The organism is Halopenitus salinus (genome assembly GCF_055397165.1).
On the sequence record NZ_AP043853.1, the window covers coordinates 80,197 to 101,988 of the forward strand.

Sequence of the window (21,792 nt, forward strand, 5' to 3'; positions counted from 1 at the left end):
GAATTCGTCGGTATCGGAGGTGTATTAAGCTTCCCCTCCGAAGACGTAAAATACGGAGAGATACTTCTTTAGATTTCCTCGAGAAGTTCGTCGGCCGTCGCCAGCGCGTCCGCCGCCATCGACGGCGTGACGTCCATCGGTTCGTTCGACATCGTGGTGTCGTCGCGACACGACTCGGTCGCGACCGCCTCGAGGTCGGCGTCGATCCCCAGCTCCGAAAGCGCGTTGTCGATCCCGACGGATCCGGCGACCCGGAGCGCCTCCTCGAGGACGTCGGCGTCGCGGTCCTCCAAGACGAGCTGTGCGATCGTCGCGAAGGCGATCGTGAGTCCGTGTGGGGCCTTCGCGCCGACGCGCGAGAACCCCTTCCCGAAGGCGTGGGCCGCGGCCAGGCCGCCGCTCTCGAAGCCGACCCCGGAAAGCAGCGTGTTCGTCTCCACGATCCGCTCGACGGCCGGCGTCACGGCGTCTCGACGAACCGCGGCGAGCGCCGCCGGACCGTGGTCGGCGACGTTCCGAAAGCTCCGTCTCGCGAGGGTCGACGCCGCGTCCGTGGGGACGCCGCCGGCGTGGGTCCCGTTCCACGATCCCGCGACGGTCTCCGCCTCGAATCGGGTCGCGAAGGCGTCGCCGAGCCCGTACCGCAGAAACCGCTCCGGGGCCTCGGCGACGATCGCCGTGTCGACGAGAACGAGCTCCGGATTGCGACGCCTGTGAACGTATTCGTCGAACCCGCCGTCGGCGTCGTAGACGACTGACACGGAGCTACACGGGGCGTCCGTGCTCGCGATGGTCGCGACGATCGCCAGCTCGGTGCCGCTCCGTTCGGAGACGGCCTTGGCGGTGTCGAGCGCCACGCCGCCGCCGACCCCGACGACCAGGTTCGCACGCGCCGTCTCGACCCGCTCTACGAGCTCGTCGATGCGGTCGAACGTGCACGTGTCGACGCCGCGTTCGACCGCGACCACGTCGATACCGGCCGCCTCCAAGCCCGATCGGAGGTCGGACTCGGCGGTCGAGAGCGCGGTCTCGCCGCCCAGAAGCAGCGCCCGGTCTGCCGAGAGCGCCGCGAACGAATCGGCGTTCGAGAGCACGTCGCGGCCCTGCACGTAGGAGGCGGGAGCGATGAGACGCCTCATGGTCTCAGACGCCGCCCGGGTGGATGGTCGCCCGGTAGGCCTCGCCGCTCGCCTGTCTCTCGTAGGCCGTTTCGGCGTCCTCGAAGTCGGTCTTGCAGTTGAACAGCTCCCTGAAGGGGACCTCCCCGCCGAGCTGGTCGAGGAGCGAGATGGCCGTCTCGAACTGAATGGGCGGGTACGCGAGGCTGCCGTGGACGTCGAGGTCCTTCTGGACGATCCGGGTCGGGTTGAGGTCCGTCTCGCCGTTGTAGGCGTAGTGACCGACCTCGACGAGCGTGCCGCCGTCGCGGGCGATCTCGATGCCCTGGGTCACGGCGTCGGGGACGCCGGCCGCCTCGATGACGAGATCCGGGCCGACGTGGCCGCTCGTGAGCGACTTCACGCCGTCGATCAGGGCCTCCTCGCCCTCGTAGTCCGTGAAGTTCACGGTCTCCGTCGCGCCGAACCGTTCGGCGAGTTCGAGCCGCTCCTCGACCGCGTCGACCATGATCACCTCTCCGGCGCCGCCCGCCTTCGCGGCGCTGGCGGCGAGCAGTCCCACGGGACCGGCCCCCTGGATGGCGACCGACTTGCCGATCCCGAACCCCTCGCGTGCGTCCGGGACGCCCGGAGCGAACCCGCGCTCGAAGGCCCGGGTGGCGACCGAAAGCGGCTCCGCGAGCGCGCCCAGCTCGACGTCCATGCCGTCGGGGAGGCGGTAGAAGCTGGCCCGGTCGTCGACGAGGACGTACTCGCTGAACCCGCCGTGGATCCCCTGTCGGTAGTCGACGTTCAGGAAGCCGTAGACGTCGCGGTCCTCACAGGTCGTCGGGCGGGCCGGAACGTTGTCGCAGTACCAACACTCGCCGCAGACGATCCCGGGCACGACCGTGATCGGGTCGCCCTCCGCGATCGGGTCGCCCTTCGAGTCGCTTTCGACCGACTCGCCCACGCCGGCGACCCTCCCGGCGAACTCGTGGCCGGGAACGACCGGGAACTCGAGATCCATCCCGCCGTCGTTCATGTGCACGTCCGACCCGCAGATGCCGCTCAGCTCGACCTCGACGAGGACGTCGTTCGGGCCGAGATCCGGGACCTCGAGCTCGCGCTGTGCGAGGCTGCCCGGCTCCTCCATGACGAGTGCGCTCGATTGCATTCGATCGGATACTCGCGAGTTCGATACTTATCTTTTGGGTGTAGCTACCACGTCCCGCGAGGAGGGACACAGAACCCTTATACTCCATCCTCGGCAATGGACGGTACGATGTCAGAACAACGCTCGAAGCCAACCGGGCTGTACGTTGCGGGCGAGTGGATCACCGACACCGACGAGTCGATCGTCTCCACGGATCCGAGCGACGCCGACGAGGTCGTCGCCGAGGTCGCAAAGGGCGACCGCGCGGACGCGCAGGCGGCGATCGACGCCGCGGTCGAGACCCAAGACGAGTGGGCGTCCCTGACGACCCACGAGCGCGGCGCCTACCTCCACGAGACCGCCTCCATCATCGAGGACCGAAAGGAGGAGCTCAGCCGGCTCGTCACCCGCGAGATGGGCAAGACGATCGGCGCGGCGAGCGGCGAGCTTCAGCGCACGATCGACCTGCTCAACTACTACGCCGAGGTCGCACGCGACGCCGGCGGCAACGCGCCCCCGAGCGCCAGCGAGAACACGCTCACCTACACCCAGCGCGAGCCGTGGGGGACGGCGGGCGTCATCACGCCGTGGAACTACCCGATCGCGATCCCGACCTGGAAGATCGCCCCGGCGCTCGTCGCCGGCAACACGATCGTCTTCAAGCCGGCCTCCCAGACGCCGGCCATCGCGGCCGAGCTCGTGCGCGCATTCGAGGAGGCGGGCGTTCCGGAGGGCGTCATCAACTTCGTCCCCGGCTCCGGCAGCGACGTGGGCGACGAGATCACGACGAACGACGACGTCGACATCGTCACCTTCACGGGCAGCTACCAGGTCGGCGACCACGTCCACACCGCGGCCGCGGAGGCCGGCAAGCGCGTCCAGTGTGAGATGGGCGGCAAGAACCCGATCATCGTCGACGAAAGCGCGGACATCGACCTGGCCGTCGAGTTGACGATCAACGGCGCGTTCACCGGCCTCTCCGGGCAGGCGTGTACCGCCACGAGCCGCGCCGTGGTTCTCGACGAGGTCCACGACGAGTACGTCGATCGCCTCCTCGAGCGCGTCGAGTCGCTCACCGTCGGACATCCCCTCGAGGAGGGCTCCGACCTGGGACCGAAGTCCTCGGCGGACAGCCTCGAGGGCGACCTCGAGTACGTCGAGATCGGCGAGTCGGAGGGCGCCACGCTTCGCACCGGAGGAAGCCGGATCGAGGACGGCGAGTTCGCCGGCGGCCACTACATCGAGCCGGCCGTCTTCACCGACGTCGAGCCCGACATGCGGATCGCACAGGAGGAGATCTTCGGACCCGTCCTCTCGGTCATCGAGGTCGGGGACTACGAGGAGGCCATGGAGGTCGCGAACGGCGTCGAGTACGGCCTCTCCGCGTCCATCTGTACGAACCGTCTGGACCACGCCAAGCAGTTCGCCCGCGACATCGAGACGGGCATCGTGAAGGTGAACCAGACCTCGACGGGCGTCGAGATGCAGATGCCCTTCGGCGGTCGCAAGAACTCGAGCACGGAGACCTTCAAGGAGCAGGGTCGCCAGGCGCTCGACTTCTACACCCACGAGAAGGCCGTCTACGTGACGCACAACGAGTAACTCCCCCTTCGGGGAGCCGGACTGCCGTCCCGCCCTCGTAGTTCGCGTTTCGAATTTTTTCCTCGTCCCGTCGATCGAACGTCCCGTCGATCAGGTCGGAACGAGGGCGCTCGACTGGTCGGTTCGGCGCCGTTCGCCTGGTCGGGATGGGACCGTTCGATCAGACCGGCTCCAGACCGTTGTCCCGCCTGAGCACGTTCACGTATCGTTTGACGCCCTTCCGCAGGTCGTCGTAGTCGGGGTCGTAGCCGAGGTCGGCGCGCGCCGCCGAGTCGTCCATCGTGTGGGTCCAGGGACACTCGCCCTCCGCCGTCACCTCGATGTCGGCGTCGGGAAGCAGGTCGCGGACGACGTCGGCGACGTCCGCCAGGGTGGCCTGGGTCCCGCAGACGTTGTAGGCCGGCCACGAGATGACCTCGTCGGGCACGAACGCCGCCGTCGCGAACGCGTGTGCCGCGTCGGTGGCGTACTGCCAGTCGAAGACCGCGTCAGCGGGACCGATCTCGACGGACTCGCCGAGCGCCGGCCCCTCGATCACGCGGGTGAATGAGGTCGCGCTTCCGCTCTCTCGATAGGGTCCGTAGACGAGCGTCGGGCGCAACCCGACGTGGGAGACCCCGTGGTCCTCGCGATAGACCTCCGCCTGCCGCTCGTTGTAGGCCTTCGCGGCGCCGTAGAGCGTCGCCGGACGCACCAGGTCGTCCTCGGTCACCTGACGGCCCTCGTAGTGTTCGGGGGGCGCATAGACCGCCGAGCTCGAGGCCCACACGACGCGCTCGATCCGGTCGAAGGTTCGTGCGGCCTCGAACATCGTGTTCGTCCCGGTGACGTTCACGTCGATCGCGGCCCGCGGATCGTCCCGGGTCCGGTTCGTCAAAAGCGCGGCGAGATGGACGATCCGCGTTGCGTCCGTCTTCTCGATCGCGCGAAAGACCGCGGTCGCGTCCGTGATGTCCCCACGGATCGTGTGTACGTCGTCAGCGATGTCGAGCCGCGAGAGCGGCTCGGAGTCCGTTCGAATGTCGAAACTGACCACCTCGTGGCCGCGATCGAGGAGGTCGGCGGCCGTGTAGGCCCCGATGAAACCGGTACCGCCGGTAACGAGGACCGTCTCTCCTGTCGTCATCCCCTGGAGATGGTTCCGAGGGGGACATAATCGTTGTGCCCGCGGGCGGGGTCGCAGCGACCGCGGCCCGGGCGAAAACGGGGTCCGACCCTACCGGCCGGTGAGCGCCTCGCTCGCCGGCGAGAGCTCGATGAACGTTCCGAGGTCCTGTTCGACCGCACGGTCGTAGAGGAGCTTCGCGGCGGCGACGGTCTCGACGCCCGTTCCCCCGCTGTCGAAGACGGTGATCTCGTCGTCGGACCGGCGACCCGGCGCCTCGCCCGCGACGACCTCGCCCAACTCGGCGTGGACGTGGTCATCGTCGACGAGCCCCTCCTCGAGCGCGTGGAGGAACGATCCGGCGTCCTGGAACGCGCGCTCGCGGAGGTCGGGGACGTACGTCGCACGCGCGATCGTTTCGGGCTCGAGTTCGCGGACGCCGGGGTCGTACTGACCCATCGCCGTGATGTGTGTCCCCGGCGTGACGTCCTCGTCGTCGACGACCGGCTCGGAGGCGTTCGTCGCCGTGACGACGACGTCGACGGGCGCGACCGCCTCGCGGCTCGTCTCGACGGGAACGATCTCGACGTCGACGAACTCCGCCATCTCCTGGGCGAACGCCTCGCGACTCTCCGGCGTCCGCGAGTAAACCCGGACCGTCTCGAAGTCGCGCACGGTCGCGATCGCGCGAAGCTGGCCGCGCGCCTGCGGACCCGCGCCCACGATCCCCAGCTCGGTGGCGTCCTCACGCGCGAGCGCGTCGACGCCGACCGCGCCCGTGGCGCCGGTCTTAAAGGGATTCATGCTGGCGCCGTCGAGCAGCGCCTTCGGCGCGCCCGACTCCGCGTCGAAAAGCGGCGTCACGAACCAGGCGTCGCCGGCGCCGAACCCCGCGGAGTACATGTATCCGCCCATCACGCCGGAGTCGGGCAGGATCGAGAGGTAGCCGGTCATCATGCCGGCGGGGTCCTCGTTCTTCAGCTTCGTTCGCGGCTTTGCGGGCGCGCCCTCGCCGCGCTGGCGATAGGCGTCGCGAACCGCGTCCACGTATTCGGTCACCGTTGCGAGTCCGGTCACGTCCTCGCTCGTGAGGAATCGTACGTCAGTCATCGGTCTCCTCTCGAGCAGTGGGCTCCGACCGTGATGAAAAGTTCGGTGCGGCCGACTCGATCCGGTCGCCGACGAACCGGAGGCGTTCGACGAGCCCCTCGGGCGCGTAGATGATGAAGAGGATCAACACGACGCCGTAGCCGATGTAGCTGAGCGCGCCGTACTGGCCGCCGAGGACCGTCGTCGCGTACTCCTCAAGCGGGATCAAAAGCAGCGTTCCGACGATCGGGCCGGCGATCGTCCCGATCCCGCCGATGAGCGTCGCGAGCGCGAACTGAATGGAGAGATCCAGCGAGAACGTCGCGCCCGGCGAGAGGAACTGGATGTAGACCGCATACAGGCTGCCGGCGATGGAGGTGATGACCGCGCTGATGATGAAGCCGTATATCTTCGACCGCGTCGTGTTGATCCCGATCGACTCGGCGGCCTGCTGGTTCTCGCGGATCGCGAGCAGGTAGTACCCCAGTCGGGAGTAGCGGATGTAGATGGAGACGGCGATGCTCCCCAGGAACAGCGCGTACGCCAGGTAGAAGTACGGAGCCCGGTTCGGGAAGATGAGCGTCGTCCATCCCGGGTCGCCGTAGACGGAGAGACCGGCGGATCCGCCGGTCAGGTCCGAAAAGTGGATCGCGAGGTACCACAGCCCTTCCACGACGGCGATCGTCGCCAGCGCGAAGTAGTGGCCGGTGAGCAGGAAGGAGGGATAGCCGACGACGATGGCGGCGAGCACCGCGAGGAGGATCCCGACGCCCATCCCGACCCAGGCGCTCATCCCGTGGGTCATGATCAGGATGCTGGTCGCGTAGGCGCCGATGCCCAGAAACATCGCGTTCCCGAGCGAGAACTGGCCGCCGAACCCGCCGATGATGTTCCAGGCCACCGCACACGATCCGATGAGGAAGACGAGGATGGAGATGTGTACGTAAAACGACGGAACGAACCGCGGGAGCGGAAGCAGCCCAACCGCGAGCAAAAGCGGCAGGTACACCCGCGGGTGTCCGAGCGCGTCGAGGACGCCCTCGAAGCCGAACCGGCCGCGCGAGTCGGTGCTCATCCGGAGACACCTCCTGACTTCAGGCTACGAAGTCTCGCGGTGAACGAGTCCATGTGGCCGGTCGCACGAAGCACGAGGATCGCGATGAAGATGGCGTAGTAGATGGGCGGACCCATCGAGGGGCTCAGGTACAGCCCGGCGAGCGACTCGATGATCCCGATGAGCGGTCCCGCGAGCAGGGTGCCGGTGACGTTTCCGAGCCCGCCGAGGACGACGATGACGAACGCGATGAGCACGTAGTAGGACCACACGGTCGGCTCGGCCGAGTCGAGCTGGACGGTGATCGTGCCGGCGACGCCGACGAGCGCGATCCCCAGCCCGAAGGTCAACATGTAGATGCGGTCGACGTCGATGCCCATCAGCTCCGCGATGTCGGAGGACTCGGCCGTGGCGCGGATGTTGAGTCCGGTCGTGGTTCGATACAGGAACGCGTACAACAGGATCGTGGTCACCACGGCGATCGCGAACCCGTAGACACGGACCTCCTCGAAGGGAACCCCGGCGAACTCGAGGCGCCCGTATAGCCCGCGGACCCGGACGGGGGTCGGGCTAAAGACGTAGAGCGCGACGTTCTCGAAGACCCAGATCATGCCGACGGTGACGAAGATCTGCGCGAACATCGATCGGCCCATTATCGGGTGGATGAGCACCCGATAGCTCACCGCGCCGAAGACGAAGAACAACGGCGCGACGACCAGTATGGCCACGAACGGATTGAGATCGAAGGTCGACCACAGAACGTGGGTCGCGTACATCGCGAGCATGAGGTACGCCCCGTGGGCGAAGTTGACGACGTCCATCACGCCGAAGATGAGCGTCAGCCCGACGGCCACGAGCACGTAGATCCCACCGGTGAGGATGCCGTATGACACCGCCCGTATGAGTAAATCTACCATAGGGGTAGATTCAGACGGCCGCTTAAATAAATTGCCGTTACGTCGGCGCCGATCGCGACGCGCCGTCACGTCCGCGGCGATCACGACGGCGTTGGCGTCCTCGATCGGATGTCCATTCGATGCCGATCGCCTCCTCGATCCCGAACGATCCCGGTTTCGCGTCGCCGTCACCGACCGCTCGTCACGTCCAGTGCGATAACTATATGTATTGTGGGTTAAGAATTATGTGGTATGCCAAACCCCAACAGTAGTAGGCGTACGTTCGTGAAGACGATCGGTGGTGCCGGCTTCGCCGTCGGCCTCGCGGGATGTACAGGAAACGGCGGGAACGGCGGAAACGGCAACGGCGGTGGCGGCAACGGGAATGGCGGAAACGGCGGAAACGGCAACGGCGGGACGAGCGGCGGAAACGGCAACGGCGACGCCGACGGCGTTCGCGTCGGCGCGCTGTTCCCGCTTTCGGGCGGCCTCGCACAGCTCGGCGAGGAGAGCCTTCGGGGCGTGGAACTGGCCGTCAAGGAGCGGAACGCGAACGGCGGCATAAGCGGCGAGGAGGTCTCGCTCGTCACCAAGGACGCGCCCGACGCCGACGCGGGCGTGAGCGCGGTCGAGAGCCTCGCCACGGTCGAGGAGGTCCCGGTCACGGTCGGAAGCTACTCGAGTACGATCTCCGCGGCGTCCTCGCGCCGTGCTTCGACCTACGATCTGCCCTACTGGGAGCTCGGCGCCGTCGCCGACAGCATCACCGAGGAGGGGGCGGACAACACGTTCCGAACGTGTGCGCCCGCGAGCTTCTTCGGGCGTGACGGGATGGACCTCACGGCGAACGTCATCGCGCCGGCTCTGGATACGGATCCGTCCGACCTCAACGTCGCGATCATGTACGAGAGCGGCGAGTACGGCAACGCCGTCGGTGACTCGGCGCGCAGCGCGGCCGAGGACCTCGGACTCAACGTCGTCGAGGACATCGAGTACGAGGCCGACACCTCCGACCTCTCCTCCGCGGTCCAGCGGCTCGGCGAGGCGGACGTCGACGTCCTCAACCACACCGGCTACGACGCCGACATCGACCTGCTTTGGACCCAGCTTTCGAACCTCGACGTGTTCATCCCGGCTGCCGTCGGTAACGGCGGCGGCTACTCGCTCACCACCTACCGCGAGAACGTCGGCGACAACACGGCCCTCGGCGTGTTCAACGAGGACTTCACCCAGTACAACACGAACCCCGAGTTCGCGCCCGGCATCGAGGAGTTCGTCCAGCTGTACGCCGACGAGTTCGGCGACCCGCCGCTTTCGGGCCACTCGCTCGCGAACTACTTCGGCGCCAACGTCCTCTTCGACGTGATGGAGAACGCCGACTCCTACGACCTCGACACCATCCGCGAGGAGGCGTTCGCCCTCGATCGCGAGCTGAACACCAGCGCGACCTCGTGGGGCGTCAGCTTCAACGAGGAGACCCAACAGAACGAACGCATCAGCGTCGTCGGCCACCAGTGGCAGGAGGACACCTACGACGACGACATCTGGCACCCGGAGGTCACCGACGGCACGCCGGACCTCTACTCCATCTTCCCCGAGGAGGCGCGCCTCGAGGGCATCGACGTGACGAACATCCCCCAGCCGGACTACACCGAGGAGTAACGCCTCGAGGGATTCTCGACGTTCGGTCTTTTTTGCGGCTTCAGTCGACGTCGTCGCGAGCGACCGGAGCCACGTTTGGCGACGGTCGGCGTGGACGCCCAACGTGAGAAAGCGTGATGTCGAAGCAGCCGAAATCCCGACCGCGAACCGGATTTAGATGCCGAGATACAGGTCGATCAGCTCGTCCTCGTTCGTGAGGGAACTCGGCGTCCCCTCGAACTGGAGGTCGCCCTGCGCGAGGATGTAGACGTAGTCGGCGATCCGCATCGCGGCTCGCACGTTCTGTTCGATGAGGATGACGTGGGAGCCCTGGTCGACGAGGACCTGCACGAGATCGAAGACGTCGTCGACGAGGGAGGGCGCGAGCCCGGCCGTCGGCTCGTCGAGCAGGTAGACGTCGGCGTCGAGCATCATCGCGCGCCCGAAGCTGACCATCATCTGCTGGCCGCCCGAAAGCGAGCGCGCCTTGTCGTCGAGCTTCTCCTCCAGGATCGGGAACTCCTCGAGCACCGTCCGGTAGTTCTCCTCGATACGTTCGTCGTCGTCGAGGACGTTCAACGCCCCGACCCGCAGGTTCTCCTTGACGGTCAAGTCGCCGAGCACGCCGCCCTCCTGGGGTAGCGTGGCGACGCCCTTTCGGGCGATCTCACGCGGGGCCAGTTCCGTGAGGTCGACGTCGCCGTACTCGACGCTGCCCGACCAGGCCGGAACGAGCCCGTTCAACGACTTCAGCATCGTCGACTTCCCGCTCCCGTTCGGACCGAAGATGCAGGTGACGCCGGGGCGGCTCTCCATCGAGATGCCGTGGACGACCTCGTGTTTGCCGTAGCCGGTCACCACGTCCGTGGCGACCAGTCGGTCGCCGGTATCCGCCGGAGTCGCCGTCCCCTCGTCCGCGGACGCATCCTCGAGGATCGACTCGGCGCTTTCGGACTCGTCGGCGCTGCCGAGATACGCCTCACGGACGCGTGGATCGCCCTTCACGTCGTCGAAGGCTCCCTCGGCGATGACCCGTCCCTGGTCGAAGACGGTGACCGTGTCGGCGATCTGCTTTATCATGTCCATGTCGTGCTCGACGATGACGAACGACGTCCCCTGCCGGTTCATCTCGCGGATGTGATCCAGGATCCGCTCTTGGAGGGCGGGATTGACGCCGGCGGTGGGCTCGTCGAGCATGATGCAGTCGGGGTCGAGCATCAGGATGCGCGCGAGCTCCAACAGCTTCTGTTGGCCGCCGCTCATCTCGTCTGCGAGATCGTCGGCGAGGTGGTCGATCTCCAGGAACTCGAGGATCTCGGCGGCGCGCTCGCGCGAATCGACGTCGTCGTCGTTCGGGACCGCGAGGAGGTTGTCCCGCACCGTCATCTCCTCGAACGGCGTAGTGATCTGGAAGGTTCGCGCGAGCCCCTCGCGGGCGATCGCGTACGGCTTCCACCCGGTCACGTCGGTCCCGTTGAACCGGACGGTGCCCGACGTCGGCTTGTAAAAGCCCGAGACGGTGTTGAAGAAGGTCGACTTCCCGCTCCCGTTCGGACCGATCAGTCCGCGGATCTCCCCGTCCGTGACCGAGAAGTCGATCCCGTCGTTGGCGACGAGCGATCCGAACTTCTTCGTCAGATCGGTCGTCTCCAGGATCGGCTCCGACTCGCGCTCCCGGGACTCGGATCTGGGTGTCGAATCAGCCGTACTCATTGATACCTCCCGATTCTCGGCCATCCTATATAAACCCTGGCCGACAGGCGCGCGCCTGTCGTCAGATCCCGGGGCGTTCCCGGTTCCGCCTTCTCGAGGACACGACGTGTGAGTGATCTTTCTCGACCGAGAACCGCGACACGTGTTTTGGGAGAGTCAAATTAGATATAAAACAGATTTATTGGTTATCTATTGAATCAAAATCGTATATGCTGGAAAAATACAATATATACACAATATCTCCGGGTATAGCTGATTTATATTGAACGATAATACGAAATCGGCTTTTTGTAACGATCGATCGAACACTCGAACCTGGAGATCCGGGTCGCTCGTGGGACGACCGATACGGTGCGCCTCCGGGTACGGAGACGCACGAATCGACGAGATGCCCCGGAAGGCGATGGGAATTACAAAAATAGTTCTGTAAGTATCTGGAACGAGATCGAACGCTCCCGTCGAAGTGAATCGATTACGAATGGCTTTTTTCGTCATTAACAAATACTATTGATCGCCCGGTAGTTCGTTGATCGACGTAATATATTGCATGTGTAGATAGTTAAAATAACATGAGTATGAGTGGTATTCGGTTTTTTCGCCGGATGAGGACCTATAAACCCACTATTGACGTCGACCTCCCGAACGGTGAACGAGTCTCCCGTCAGAATTATTACGACGTTCGTCGATCAGTAGTGTAAAGGTGGGTATCGACGTCGAACCCGATCAGTCGGACTGCCAGATGCGATCGGTCGGATCAACGGGCGCGATCGGTCGGAAGGTCGAACCCCGGTCGATCGGAAGGTGGAACGTCGATCGGTGGAACGCCGATCGCCCGGATGCGTCAATTTCCGGTCACTCGTTCGGCGATGAACGGCGAGAACAGCGAGATCACCGACAGGCCGAGGATGGCCATCGCGATGGGGCTCGCGAGGAAGATGTCGATGGAGCCGTCCGACAGCTGTAGCGATCGACGCAGGTTCTGTTCGGCGATCGGACCCAGGATGAGTCCAAGAACCATGGGTGCCAACGGGTAATCGTCCATCCGTATCACGAACCCGAGCAGTCCGGCGAGCGCCATCGTCCAGACGTCGAAGATCCCTCCACGAAGGGCGAACGAACCGACGACACACAACACGATGATCACGGGCCAGAGGTACTGCGGCGGGAAGTTGATGATCCGAACCCACATGTGTGCGCCGAGCAGTCCGAGGATGAGGATACAGACGTACACCAAGAAGAACCCGATGAAGATCGAAAAGACCAATCCGGTCTCCTGTTCGAAGAGCCCCGGTCCGGGACGGATCCCGTGTACCAAAAGCGCCCCGATCAGGATCGCCGTCACCGAGTCGCCGGGAATTCCGAGCGTGAGCGTCGGCACGAGCGCGCCGCCGGTGCTCGCGTTGTTCCCGGCCTCCGCGGCCGCGACGCCGCGGATGTTCCCCTCGCCGAACGGGGGCGTCGCGTTCCTCGCCCACCGTTTGGCCTCGTTGTAGGTGACGAAGGAGGCGATGTCCCCGCCGGCGCCCGGCAGCGCCCCGATGAACGTGCCGATGATGCTGGAGGAGAACACCACGTTGCGGATCTCCGTGAGGTCACCCATGCTCGGCATGATGTTCGAGACGTCCTGTTCGACGTCGATCTCGTCGAGCCCCTCGCGGTACCGGTTGAACGCCTCCGCGAGCCCGAACAGGCCGATCATCACGGCGATGAACTGGACGCCGGAGGTCAACACCGGAATGCCGAACGAGAAGCGGGGATAGCCGGTCGTCGGGTCGAGCCCGATCGTCGCGATGAACATCCCGAGCAGCCCGGTGATCATCCCCTTCGCGATCGAGTCGCCGCTGACGCTCGCGATGATCGTCAGCCCGAAGAACGCGAGCGCGAAGTACTCCGGCGACCGGAACCGGAGCGCGAACTCCGCGATCTGCGGCGAGATGAACGTGATGAGCACGACGCTCGTCGCGCCCCCGACGAACGAGGCGACGGTCGCGATCCCGATCGCGTTCCCGCCTTTCCCCTGTTGGGAGAGCGGGAACCCGTCGAATATCGTGGCCGCCGCGCTCGGGGTCCCGGGCGTCCGGATCAAGATCGCGGGGATTGACCCCGCAAAGAGCGCGCCGCCGTAGATCCCGAGAAGGAGCATCATCCCCTCCGTCGGGTTCATGCCGAAGGTGAACGAGACCAGGACGGCGACGGTCATCGTCGCGGTCATGCCGGGGATCGCGCCCATGGCGATCCCGATCAGGACGCCGACGACGATCAGGATCAACGGGAGCGGCTGGAGGACCAGCGACAGCCCCTCCATGATCCCGCCGACGACCGTCATCGGTGCCTCCCGTGTTGACCGTTCGTCCCATCCCGGCTCATGCCAGTCCCACCCCGCCGTAGAGGTATGGAAGCAGCCGGCTGATCGGAACGAACGGGTTCTCCGGAAGCGGCACGCGGAGGAACCGATCGAAGATGTAGAACAACACAAGGGTCACGATCAGGGCCACCGGAACGGAGCGACGGGTCCGTTCGACCCCCGAAAAGTGCATGCTGACGATCAAAAACGCGATCGTGGCGATCAGGAACCCGAGGAACGGGAGTAACACCACGTATCCGAAGACCAAGCCCGCCGCGGCGGCGACCGTCACGAGGACGGACCGCTCGATCTCGCGAGTCTGGACCGTCTCGGAACGGATTCCCCTCACGATCTGGGCGATCGCAAAGACGGCGATCAGTCCGCCGATGACCCGCGGGAAGAACGCGGGAGAGGTGCTTCCGAACCCGGACGGGAATCCCTCGGTGTAGAGGTACATCACGGCGACGAAGAACAGCAGGATTGCGCCGCCGATCTCGTCGGTATATCTGATGTTCAGCGTCATGTCATATCGTGTAGTGTCATGGGTACGGTAAAGAAGACGGCGGTCGCCGGATCGGCCCCGCCGTCGACGGTCGTCGGGCTATCCCTGCAGATCCAGGTTGTCGATGAGTTCGCCGAAGTCCTCGTAGGACTGCTGCATGAACTCGCCGAATTCCTCGGTGTCGCGGTGGATGAGTCCGAACCCGCTGTTGTCCATGAACTCCCGGAAGTCGTCGGACTCGTAGACGTCGTAGAACGTCTCGTACAGCGTGTCGATTCGGTCCTCGGGCGTGTCGTTCGGGACGCCGAGGCCGCGCCAGGCACCCATCGTGAAGTCGACGTCCTCCTCGATGAGCGTCGGTACCTCGGGCATGATGTCGAGACGCTCCTCGCCGAAGGTGGCGAGCGTCTTGAGCGGGCCGTCGAGCACCTGCGGGGCGACCTCCGCACCGCTCGAGGTCGTCGCCTCGACCTCGCCGTTGAGGACGGCTTCGGTGGCGGGTGCGGCGCCGTTATAACCGACGTGGTCCAGCTCGATACCCGCTTCCTGGGCGAAACCGGCGGCCGAGAGGTGCCAGATGCCGCCGGGTCCGGAGTTCGAGACGCTGATCTCGCCCGGGTTGTCCTCGGCGTAGTCGATGAACTCCCCGAGGGTGTCGTAGGGGGCGTCCTCGGGGACCGTGAGCGCCGCCGGATCGAAGTTGTACTGCATGATCGGCATCACGTCCTCGTGGTTGACGTCGGCGACCCCGAGATGCTCGATCGTGACGAGCTCGACGGTCAGGATTCCGACGGTGTGACCGTCCGGCGTGGCGTTCGCGGTCGCGTTGAACCCTACGCTCCCGGTACCACCCGTCTGGTTGCTCACGAACACGGAGACGTCGAGCTGTTCCTCGGCGCCGCTCGCCAACTGGCGTCCCGTCTGGTCCGTTCCGCCGCCCTCGGACCACGGGCAGATCATCTCGATGTCCTGATTCGGGAACTCCTCTTCCCCGCCCGGAATCGCGTCCGTACACCCGGCGAGACCGGTCGTCGCGAGCGCGGCTCCGGTTCCCGTCGCCTGGATGAATCTTCGACGATCTATTATGGTGTTATCGACCATATGGGATCCGTTATCGTGGGGGGTACTTATTCTTTCCTTCGTACGTGGGTCCTTTCCCCCGTACGGGAAACGCTTCGACAGCGTTCGTCGAGAAGCGTGATCGAACGCGTATCGATCGACGGATCGTGGACCCTCCCGATAGTTTATATATTTGCTATCCGAGAGGACGGTATGACGATCATCGCAGCGATCGACCGGTCCGACGACGCCGAGCACGTCGTCGCCGAGGGAGCCAAACTCGCCGAACGGTTCGGAACGGAGCTGCACGTCGTCCACGTCGCCGGACAGTACGAGACGACGAAGCGAGTTCGTCTCGATGCGTCCGAGGGCTCCAGAGACCCCCTCGAGATGGATGACGACGAGCGCGCGCGTGTTCACGCCGAAAGCGTCGGGACGGCCGTTACGGACGAGTTCACGGCGGTCGGACTCGTCGGGTTCCCCGCCGACGAGATACTCCGGTACGCCGACGAGCGGGACGCGAGGTACATCGTGGTCGGCGGCCGGCGGCGATCGCCGATCGGAAAGGCGCTCTTCGGGAGTACCGCCCAGGAGATCCTCCTCGAGTCGACTCGACCGGTGGTGACGGTCGCGAGGTCGAAGGCGGCGGACGATTCCGTGTCCGAGGAGTGAGCCATCGTTCGGCAGGTGGTTCCGCGACGTTTTTGAGCCGTCCGCAGAAACCGTAGCGCAATGGACGAGGACCTTCGCGAGCGCGTGGCCGCGGCCGCCGAGGAGGCTGCGCTGTTCAACGCGCTCAAACACGAGAGCGACCCGGACGTGGGCGCGATCATGGGGCCGCTCATGGGATCGAACCCCGACTTCCGGCCGCATGGCGACGAGATCCCCGGCGTCGTCGCGCCGATCGTCGACCGCGTCGCGGCGATGGACGCCGCCGAACGCCGCGACCGCCTGTCGGAGCTGGCTCCCGAGCGCCTCGACGAGCTCGAGGCCGAGGACGAGACGGACGATCACGCGCTTCCGGACCTCCCGAACGCGGAGGACGGCGAGGTCGTGATGCGGGCGGCCCCCAATCCGAACGGCCCCTGGCACATCGGCCATGCTCGGATGCCCTCGGTGATCGGCACCTACGCCGAGCGGTACGACGGCGAGTTCATCGTCCGGTTCGACGACACGGACCCCGAGACGAAGCGTCCCGACCTCGAGGCCTACGACGCGATCCTCGAGGACGTCGAGTACCTCGGGTTCGAGCCCGACGTCGTGCTCAGGGCCTCCGACCGCGTCGAGACCTACTACGACCACGCCCGCGAGCTGATCGATCTGGGCGGGGCCTACACCTGTTCGTGTCCGGCCGAGACGTTCAGCGAGCTGAAGGCCGACGCGGAGGCGTGTCCCCACCGCGGAAAGGACGCGGAAACGGTCCACGAGGAGTTCGAGGCGATGATCGCGGGCGAGTACGAGCCGGGCGAGATGGTCCTTCGCGTCCGGACGGACATCGAGCACAAGAACCCCGCGCTGCGCGATTGGGTCGCCTTCCGTCTCGTCGGGGCCGCACACCCCCGCGAGGAGGCGGCCGACTACGACTGCTGGCCGATGCTCGACTTCCAGTCGGGCGTCGACGACCACCTCACCGGCGTCACCCACATCATCCGCGGGATCGACCTCCAGGACTCCGCGAAACGCCAGCGGTTCGTCTACGACTACTTCGGCTGGGAGTACCCGGAGGTGCTCCACTGGGGCCACGTGCAACTCGACGAGTACGACGTCCGGATCTCCACCTCGACGATCAAGGGGCTCATCGAGGCCGGCGAGCTGACCGGGTGGGACGACCCGCGTGCGCCGACGCTCCGATCGCTTCGACGTCGCGGCATCCGCGGGTCGGCGATCGTCGAGGCGATGGTCGAACTCGGGATGTCGACCTCCGACGTGGACCTCGCGATGTCCGCCGTCTACGCGAACAACCGCGATCTGATAGACGACGAGGCGGACCGCCGGTTCCTCGTCCGCGACCGTCCCGAGGCGCCGGCGGTCGAACTCGACGTGCGGGGCGGCCCGGACGCCGGCCATCCCCCGTTGCACCCCGACCACGACGACCGCGGGACGCGCACCATCCCCGCGGGCGCCGTGTACCTCGAGGAACCCGACCTCCCCGAGGACGGCGCACGCGTCTGGTTGAAGGGGTTCGGCTGCGTCCGATACGACGCGGACGAGGAAGCCCTCGAATACGCCGGCGACGACATCACGGCCGTCCGCGAGGAGGGCGTTTCGGTCGTCCACTGGGCGCCGGTCGCTGAATCGCTCGAGACGACGATGCGAACGATGGACGGAGACGTTGCGGGGTATGCGGAACCCGGCGTGGCGGAGTTGTCGATCGACGACGTGATCCAGTTCGAGCGCGTCGGATTCGTGCGGATCGACGAGTTCGATCCCGACCCTGCACCGGAGGAGTACGGTCCTAACGGGGGGGAGGACCTGGTCGTCTACTACGCGCACCCGTAGCGGTGTCGCGTGTCGGAAGGGACCTCGTGTTCGCTCCCGTCCCGGTTCACTCGAAGTATCGTTCCGGCACCCACTTGCGGGCGGACGCCGGCACTCGTGCCGCAATGGCCGAGGCGATGTCCGGAAGCCGGCGACGCACCGCGACGTAGACGGCCGAGACGCCGAGAAGCACGGCGGCGATCGCGGCGAAGACGCCCTCGGCGACGAAGAGGACGGGAACGGCCGCCGCCGTCGCGATCCCGAGATCCTCGGGCGATCCGTCGTATCTGATCCACCGCCGCGGCGCGATCCACCGGCCGCGGACGTGGTCGTAGACGCCCCGATCGTCGCGCCCCTCCCAGGGTCTCAGCTCAAGCCCGCCGCCGAGGACGTCCATCAGACAGTGAGCCGCGGCGGCCGCGAGGAACACCGCAAGCGCGACCGCCGTCGGCGTGGCCGACACGACCGCCGCGACCGCCGCGATCCCGGCCGCGATCGGGTATCCAACCGGGTAGTGGAGCGCGCGTCGGTGGCCCCTGTAGAGGTCGAGGTCCGGCGCCGCCCCGCCGACGAGCCCCGCGAGGAGGACGATCCCCGCGAGTTCGGGGGCGATCACGGCGATCGGTGCCGCGATCGCCATCCCGACGATCGCGTGGGTCGTCTGCATCATTACGTCCTTATGGACACGACAGATATGTATGAATCTGTCGGGACCGATCGTCGTCATTCATCGGATCGACGGTTCCGTCTCCGGGTCGATGGCGACGCCTCCCGACCGGCGCCGAGCCTTATAAGCGATGGCGACGAAACGCGCGTATGGTCACGATCAAGGACAGCGTCCACGACCACATCCGGATCGAGGGCGTGGCCGCCGACCTCCTCGATACGCCCGCGATCCAGCGCCTCCGGCGCGTCTCCCAGCTCGGGACCGTCACGCTCGTGTATCCCTCCGCGAACCACACCCGGTTCGAACACTCCCTCGGGGTGTATCACCTCGCCAGCCGCGCGCTCGACCACCTCGGCATCGAGGGGGTTCGGGCCGACCGGATCGAGGCGGCCGCGATCCTCCACGACGTCGGCCACGCGCCCTTCAGTCACAACGTCGAGTCGCTGCTTCATCGACACACCGGCAAGTACCACGACGACGTCGACGAGCTGCTCGCGGCGGGCGACGTCGGTGACGTGCTTCGCGATCACGGCCTCGATCCGGATCGCGTCGCCGGCCTCGTGGCGGGTGAAGGACGATACGGCGGGCTCGTCTCCGGCGAGCTCGACGTCGACCGGATGGACTATCTCGTTCGCGACGCTCACCACACGGGAGTCCCCTACGGAACCATCGACACCGGCCGGCTGGTCCGGGAGTTGACCTTCCGCGACGACACCCTCGTGCTCGACGAGGGAAACGTTCAGACCGCGGAGAGTCTACTTCTCGCGCGTGCGCTCATGAACCCGGTCGTCTACACCCATCACGTCGCCCGCATCTCGAAGGCGATGTTGCGCCGGGCGACGGCGCGGCTCCTCCGGGCGCCGGACGTCACGGCCGAGGCAGTCCGCCGGATGGACGACCCCGAACTGCTCGTCGCGTTGCGCGCCAACGACGGGACGCGTCCCCTCGTCCGCCGGCTCGACGAGCGCGACCTCTACAAGCGGGCCATGTGGGCGGAATACGACGACGTCCCGGAGGAGATACACGACGCCGATCACGAGCGCGTCCGAGAGCTCGAGACCGAGATCGCGTCGATCGCCGGAGTCGAGCGGGAACGGGCGGTGATCCTCGACGTTCCGCCGGAGCCATCGATGCGCGAGTCGACCTCGCGCGTCACGGTCAACGGCGAGATCCGACGTCTCGAGGAACAGTCGCCGCTCGTCTCGGCGCTGCGGACGGCCCAGCACAACCAGTGGCGCCTCGGCGTCTACTGTCCGGAGCCGCTCACGGACCGCGTCGGGCGAGCGGCCGCGGACGTCCTCGAACTGGACGTGGACTCGCTCGTCAGCGACGTCCGCCACGGCATGGCCGCCACGCTCGACGAGTTCGAGTCCGAGTGATTCCCCTTACCGACCGTTCGACTCGGCCCGCGGACCGTTCGACTCGCCGGCCGATCACGGGTCGTGACCTTCAAGCCACGCCGGGTGGTCTCCTCGGGTATGCACGTCGAAGGGACGATCCTCCGCGGCCGACAGTTCACGCCGGTCGAGGGACGGGTCGTGATCGCCGACGGCGAGATCGTCGCCATCGAGGAGGTCGAGACCGAAAGCGACGACGTGATCGTGCCCGCGTTCGTCAACGCCCACACCCACATCGGCGACTCGATCGCCAAGGAGGCGGGCGGCGGCCTCTCGCTCGACGAGCTCGTCGCGCCGCCGGACGGGCTCAAGCACCGCCTCCTCCGGTCGGCGAGCCGCGAGGAGACGGTCGAGGCCATGGCCAGGTCGCTCCGATTCATGGAGTCGACCGGAACGGGCGCGTTCCTCGAGTTCCGCGAGGGCGGCCGCGAGGGCGTCGCCGCGCTCCGTGACGCCCTGGCCGGACGCGGCGGTGCGGAGTCGATCGGGGCGCGCGACGTCGAGTCGGTGATCCTGGGTCGTGGCGGGAGCGAGGTCCTCGAGGTCGCGGACGGGTATGGTGCCTCCGGCGCCCGCGACGGCGACTTCGACGAGGCGCGCAACGCGGCCCGAAAGGCGGGAAAGCCGTTCGCGATCCACGCCGGCGAGCGTGACGACCTCGACGTCAACCCGGCGATCGACCTGGATCCGGACTTCCTCGTCCACATGGTCCACGCGGGAGAGCTTCACCTCGACCGCATCGAGGACCGGAACACGCCGGTCGTGGTCTGTCCGCGGTCGAACCTCGTCACGAACGTGGGGGTCCCGCCGATCCGAGAGCTCGCTGAACGGACGACCGTCGCGCTCGGAACGGACAACGTCATGTTGAACTCGCCGTCGATGTTCCGCGAGATGGAGTTCGCGGCCAAGCTGGCGGACGTTCCGGCGGCGGCGGTCCTCCGGATGGCGACGGTCAACGGCGCGGAGATCGCCGGCCTCGACTGCGGGGTGATCGAGGAGGGTGCGGACGGCAAGCTCCTGGTGCTCGACGGCGACTCGGACAACCTCGCCGGCGTGCAGGACCTCGTCCGCGCCGTCGTCCGGCGCGCCGGTCACGGCGACGTCGAACGCGTCGTGTTATAGCGCCGTGTCGTGGGCGTCCAACGGCGTCGTGTTGTAGGTGATTCGGACGAATTCGTCCTCAGGCCTCCGGGTTCACGTTCCGTTCGGACCCGGCCGGTTCGGTACCCTCGTCGTCGGCTTCGTCCCCGTCAACGGCGTCGGACTCGTCGACCGCCCCGTCCTCGTCGGTCGTGTCGGCTGCCGGATCGACGTCGACTCGCGGCGGGAGGTCGTCGACGAACCGTTTTATGACCTCCTCCTCGGCGCGGTGAAGCGTCTCGCTCGCGGTGGATTTCGCGATCCCGACCGTCTCCGCGAGGTCCGTCAGCGAGCACTCGCGGGGGGTGTCGTAGTAGCCGCACTCGACGGCCGTGAGAAGCAGCTCCCGCTGTTTCTCCGTGAGTATCTGGCTCGGCTGGAGCCGTTCCTGGATGTACTCCACGCGGAAGTCCATGTCCAGCTCCTGAAACTGGCGGCCGAGCTGTGAGAGGCGGTCGTGGGCCCCGGTCACGTCGATCGTCGCCTCCCCGTCGCGGATCTCGATGGGCATCTCGATGGGGATTCCGGACCGCTTGGCGGCGATCAGTAGCATCGGCGCGGAGGTCTCGAACTGCACGGTGGCCTCGCTTTCGGTCCGCTGCATCACCGACAGCTCCGAGAGCACGGGGTGGTCGTGCATGTCCGAGAGCACGGCGTCGAGGTCCGGCGCGGAGATCCACACGAGCGCGAATCCCGGTCCGTCGCCCGGAAGCGCGGCGAGTACCTGGAACGTGGCGTCGGGATGGGCCCGCGAGACGTCCGCGACCCACGGTCCCTCGGGCATCTCGACGACGAGGCGAGCCTGTGTCATGTTTCGTCCTCCCTTCGATCGAGCGTCCTGCGATCGAGTGT

18 protein-coding genes are annotated in these 21,792 nt (G+C 66.4%); 6 read left to right on the forward strand and 12 right to left on the reverse strand.

Translation table 11 applies throughout. The features are described 5' to 3' along the window. Positions 1–68 precede the first annotated feature (68 nt). Together ACZ5YD_RS02110 and ACZ5YD_RS02115 are read right to left on the reverse strand one after the other, a co-directional pair. Positions 69–1,139 (reverse strand): glycerol dehydrogenase, encoded by a 1,071-nt coding sequence (locus tag ACZ5YD_RS02110; RefSeq protein ID WP_379740194.1) that lies wholly within the window; start codon positions 1,137–1,139, stop codon positions 69–71. Positions 1,140–1,143: 4 nt separating this feature from the next. Continuing rightward, positions 1,144–2,274 (reverse strand): zinc-dependent alcohol dehydrogenase, encoded by a 1,131-nt coding sequence (locus ACZ5YD_RS02115; protein WP_379740191.1) that lies wholly within the window; start codon positions 2,272–2,274, stop codon positions 1,144–1,146. Between the two features lie 108 nt (positions 2,275–2,382). On the opposite strand from ACZ5YD_RS02115, the gene ACZ5YD_RS02120 reads away from it, so the two are divergent. Beyond that, entirely contained in the window at positions 2,383–3,855 is a 1,473-nt protein-coding gene (locus ACZ5YD_RS02120; protein WP_379740188.1) for an aldehyde dehydrogenase family protein, read from the forward strand. 160 nt (positions 3,856–4,015) lie between these two features. On the opposite strand, the gene ACZ5YD_RS02125 is transcribed toward ACZ5YD_RS02120, so the two are convergent. From ACZ5YD_RS02125 to ACZ5YD_RS02140, 4 genes are all read right to left on the reverse strand, one after another. Beyond that, complete coding sequence (locus ACZ5YD_RS02125; protein ID WP_379740184.1) at positions 4,016–4,981, reverse strand: NAD-dependent epimerase/dehydratase family protein; 966 nt, start codon at positions 4,979–4,981, stop codon at positions 4,016–4,018. A 90-nt stretch (positions 4,982–5,071) separates the two neighbouring features. Further along, entirely contained in the window at positions 5,072–6,070 is a 999-nt protein-coding gene (locus tag ACZ5YD_RS02130) for an ornithine cyclodeaminase family protein (protein WP_379740171.1), read from the reverse strand. Further along, a complete protein-coding gene (locus ACZ5YD_RS02135; RefSeq protein ID WP_379740168.1) occupies positions 6,063–7,124 on the reverse strand; it encodes a branched-chain amino acid ABC transporter permease in 1,062 nt (353 codons plus the stop codon). Before ACZ5YD_RS02135 ends, ACZ5YD_RS02130 begins: the two co-directional genes overlap by 8 nt. Then, positions 7,121–8,020, reverse strand: a complete 900-nt coding sequence (locus ACZ5YD_RS02140) for a branched-chain amino acid ABC transporter permease (RefSeq protein ID WP_379740165.1) — start codon at positions 8,018–8,020, stop codon at positions 7,121–7,123. The genes ACZ5YD_RS02135 and ACZ5YD_RS02140 overlap by 4 nt, the downstream gene beginning before the upstream one ends. 231 nt (positions 8,021–8,251) lie before the next feature. Here ACZ5YD_RS02140 and ACZ5YD_RS02145 point away from each other — a divergent pair, with 231 nt between their 5' ends. Next, positions 8,252–9,661 (forward strand): ABC transporter substrate-binding protein, encoded by a 1,410-nt coding sequence (locus tag ACZ5YD_RS02145; protein WP_379740162.1) that lies wholly within the window; start codon positions 8,252–8,254, stop codon positions 9,659–9,661. Between the two features lie 153 nt (positions 9,662–9,814). On the opposite strand, the gene ACZ5YD_RS02150 is transcribed toward ACZ5YD_RS02145, so the two are convergent. The 4 genes from ACZ5YD_RS02150 to ACZ5YD_RS02165 form a co-directional block, all read right to left on the reverse strand. After that, positions 9,815–11,353, reverse strand: a complete 1,539-nt coding sequence (locus ACZ5YD_RS02150; protein WP_379740159.1) for an ATP-binding cassette domain-containing protein — start codon at positions 11,351–11,353, stop codon at positions 9,815–9,817. A gap of 841 nt (positions 11,354–12,194) precedes the next feature. Beyond that, a complete protein-coding gene (locus ACZ5YD_RS02155) occupies positions 12,195–13,679 on the reverse strand; it encodes a tripartite tricarboxylate transporter permease (RefSeq protein WP_379740156.1) in 1,485 nt (494 codons plus the stop codon). 37 nt (positions 13,680–13,716) lie between these two features. Then, entirely contained in the window at positions 13,717–14,220 is a 504-nt protein-coding gene (locus ACZ5YD_RS02160) for a tripartite tricarboxylate transporter TctB family protein (protein WP_379740153.1), read from the reverse strand. Positions 14,221–14,298: 78 nt separating this feature from the next. Next, a complete protein-coding gene (locus ACZ5YD_RS02165; RefSeq protein WP_379740150.1) occupies positions 14,299–15,300 on the reverse strand; it encodes a Bug family tripartite tricarboxylate transporter substrate binding protein in 1,002 nt (333 codons plus the stop codon). Positions 15,301–15,471: 171 nt separating this feature from the next. Here ACZ5YD_RS02165 and ACZ5YD_RS02170 point away from each other — a divergent pair, with 171 nt between their 5' ends. Together ACZ5YD_RS02170 and ACZ5YD_RS02175 are read left to right on the forward strand one after the other, a co-directional pair. Next, positions 15,472–15,930, forward strand: a complete 459-nt coding sequence (locus ACZ5YD_RS02170; protein WP_379740147.1) for a universal stress protein — start codon at positions 15,472–15,474, stop codon at positions 15,928–15,930. A gap of 60 nt (positions 15,931–15,990) precedes the next feature. Further along, entirely contained in the window at positions 15,991–17,757 is a 1,767-nt protein-coding gene (locus ACZ5YD_RS02175) for a glutamate--tRNA ligase (RefSeq protein WP_379740144.1), read from the forward strand. 46 nt (positions 17,758–17,803) lie between these two features. Here ACZ5YD_RS02175 and ACZ5YD_RS02180 read toward each other — a convergent pair whose 3' ends face one another. Then, positions 17,804–18,403 carry a metal-dependent hydrolase gene (locus ACZ5YD_RS02180; RefSeq protein WP_379740141.1) on the reverse strand — a complete coding sequence of 200 codons (600 nt, stop codon included), beginning with the start codon at positions 18,401–18,403 and terminating at the stop codon, positions 17,804–17,806. 149 nt (positions 18,404–18,552) lie between these two features. On the opposite strand from ACZ5YD_RS02180, the gene ACZ5YD_RS02185 reads away from it, so the two are divergent. Together ACZ5YD_RS02185 and ACZ5YD_RS02190 are read left to right on the forward strand one after the other, a co-directional pair. After that, a complete protein-coding gene (locus tag ACZ5YD_RS02185; protein WP_379740138.1) occupies positions 18,553–19,782 on the forward strand; it encodes an HD domain-containing protein in 1,230 nt (409 codons plus the stop codon). A gap of 99 nt (positions 19,783–19,881) precedes the next feature. Next, positions 19,882–20,922, forward strand: coding sequence for an amidohydrolase family protein (locus tag ACZ5YD_RS02190; RefSeq protein WP_379740135.1), 1,041 nt, complete (start codon positions 19,882–19,884; stop codon positions 20,920–20,922). A gap of 58 nt (positions 20,923–20,980) precedes the next feature. On the opposite strand, the gene ACZ5YD_RS02195 is transcribed toward ACZ5YD_RS02190, so the two are convergent. Then, positions 20,981–21,751, reverse strand: coding sequence for a helix-turn-helix domain-containing protein (locus ACZ5YD_RS02195; protein ID WP_379740132.1), 771 nt, complete (start codon positions 21,749–21,751; stop codon positions 20,981–20,983). Between the last annotated feature and the right edge of the window lie 41 nt (positions 21,752–21,792).

Coding starts and splice junctions, on each gene's coding strand:
- ACZ5YD_RS02110 (WP_379740194.1), bottom strand. CDS start 1,139: ATGAGGCGTCTCATCGCTCCCGCCTCCTACGTGCAGGGCCGCGACGTG.
- ACZ5YD_RS02115 (WP_379740191.1), bottom strand. CDS start 2,274: ATGCAATCGAGCGCACTCGTCATGGAGGAGCCGGGCAGCCTCGCACAG.
- ACZ5YD_RS02120 (WP_379740188.1), top strand. CDS start 2,383: ATGTCAGAACAACGCTCGAAGCCAACCGGGCTGTACGTTGCGGGCGAG.
- ACZ5YD_RS02125 (WP_379740184.1), bottom strand. CDS start 4,981: ATGACGACAGGAGAGACGGTCCTCGTTACCGGCGGTACCGGTTTCATC.
- ACZ5YD_RS02130 (WP_379740171.1), bottom strand. CDS start 6,070: ATGACTGACGTACGATTCCTCACGAGCGAGGACGTGACCGGACTCGCA.
- ACZ5YD_RS02135 (WP_379740168.1), bottom strand. CDS start 7,124: ATGAGCACCGACTCGCGCGGCCGGTTCGGCTTCGAGGGCGTCCTCGAC.
- ACZ5YD_RS02140 (WP_379740165.1), bottom strand. CDS start 8,020: ATGGTAGATTTACTCATACGGGCGGTGTCATACGGCATCCTCACCGGT.
- ACZ5YD_RS02145 (WP_379740162.1), top strand. CDS start 8,252: ATGCCAAACCCCAACAGTAGTAGGCGTACGTTCGTGAAGACGATCGGT.
- ACZ5YD_RS02150 (WP_379740159.1), bottom strand. CDS start 11,353: ATGAGTACGGCTGATTCGACACCCAGATCCGAGTCCCGGGAGCGCGAG.
- ACZ5YD_RS02155 (WP_379740156.1), bottom strand. CDS start 13,679: ATGACGGTCGTCGGCGGGATCATGGAGGGGCTGTCGCTGGTCCTCCAG.
- ACZ5YD_RS02160 (WP_379740153.1), bottom strand. CDS start 14,220: ATGACGCTGAACATCAGATATACCGACGAGATCGGCGGCGCAATCCTG.
- ACZ5YD_RS02165 (WP_379740150.1), bottom strand. CDS start 15,300: ATGGTCGATAACACCATAATAGATCGTCGAAGATTCATCCAGGCGACG.
- ACZ5YD_RS02170 (WP_379740147.1), top strand. CDS start 15,472: ATGACGATCATCGCAGCGATCGACCGGTCCGACGACGCCGAGCACGTC.
- ACZ5YD_RS02175 (WP_379740144.1), top strand. CDS start 15,991: ATGGACGAGGACCTTCGCGAGCGCGTGGCCGCGGCCGCCGAGGAGGCT.
- ACZ5YD_RS02180 (WP_379740141.1), bottom strand. CDS start 18,403: ATGCAGACGACCCACGCGATCGTCGGGATGGCGATCGCGGCACCGATC.
- ACZ5YD_RS02185 (WP_379740138.1), top strand. CDS start 18,553: ATGGTCACGATCAAGGACAGCGTCCACGACCACATCCGGATCGAGGGC.
- ACZ5YD_RS02190 (WP_379740135.1), top strand. CDS start 19,882: ATGCACGTCGAAGGGACGATCCTCCGCGGCCGACAGTTCACGCCGGTC.
- ACZ5YD_RS02195 (WP_379740132.1), bottom strand. CDS start 21,751: ATGACACAGGCTCGCCTCGTCGTCGAGATGCCCGAGGGACCGTGGGTC.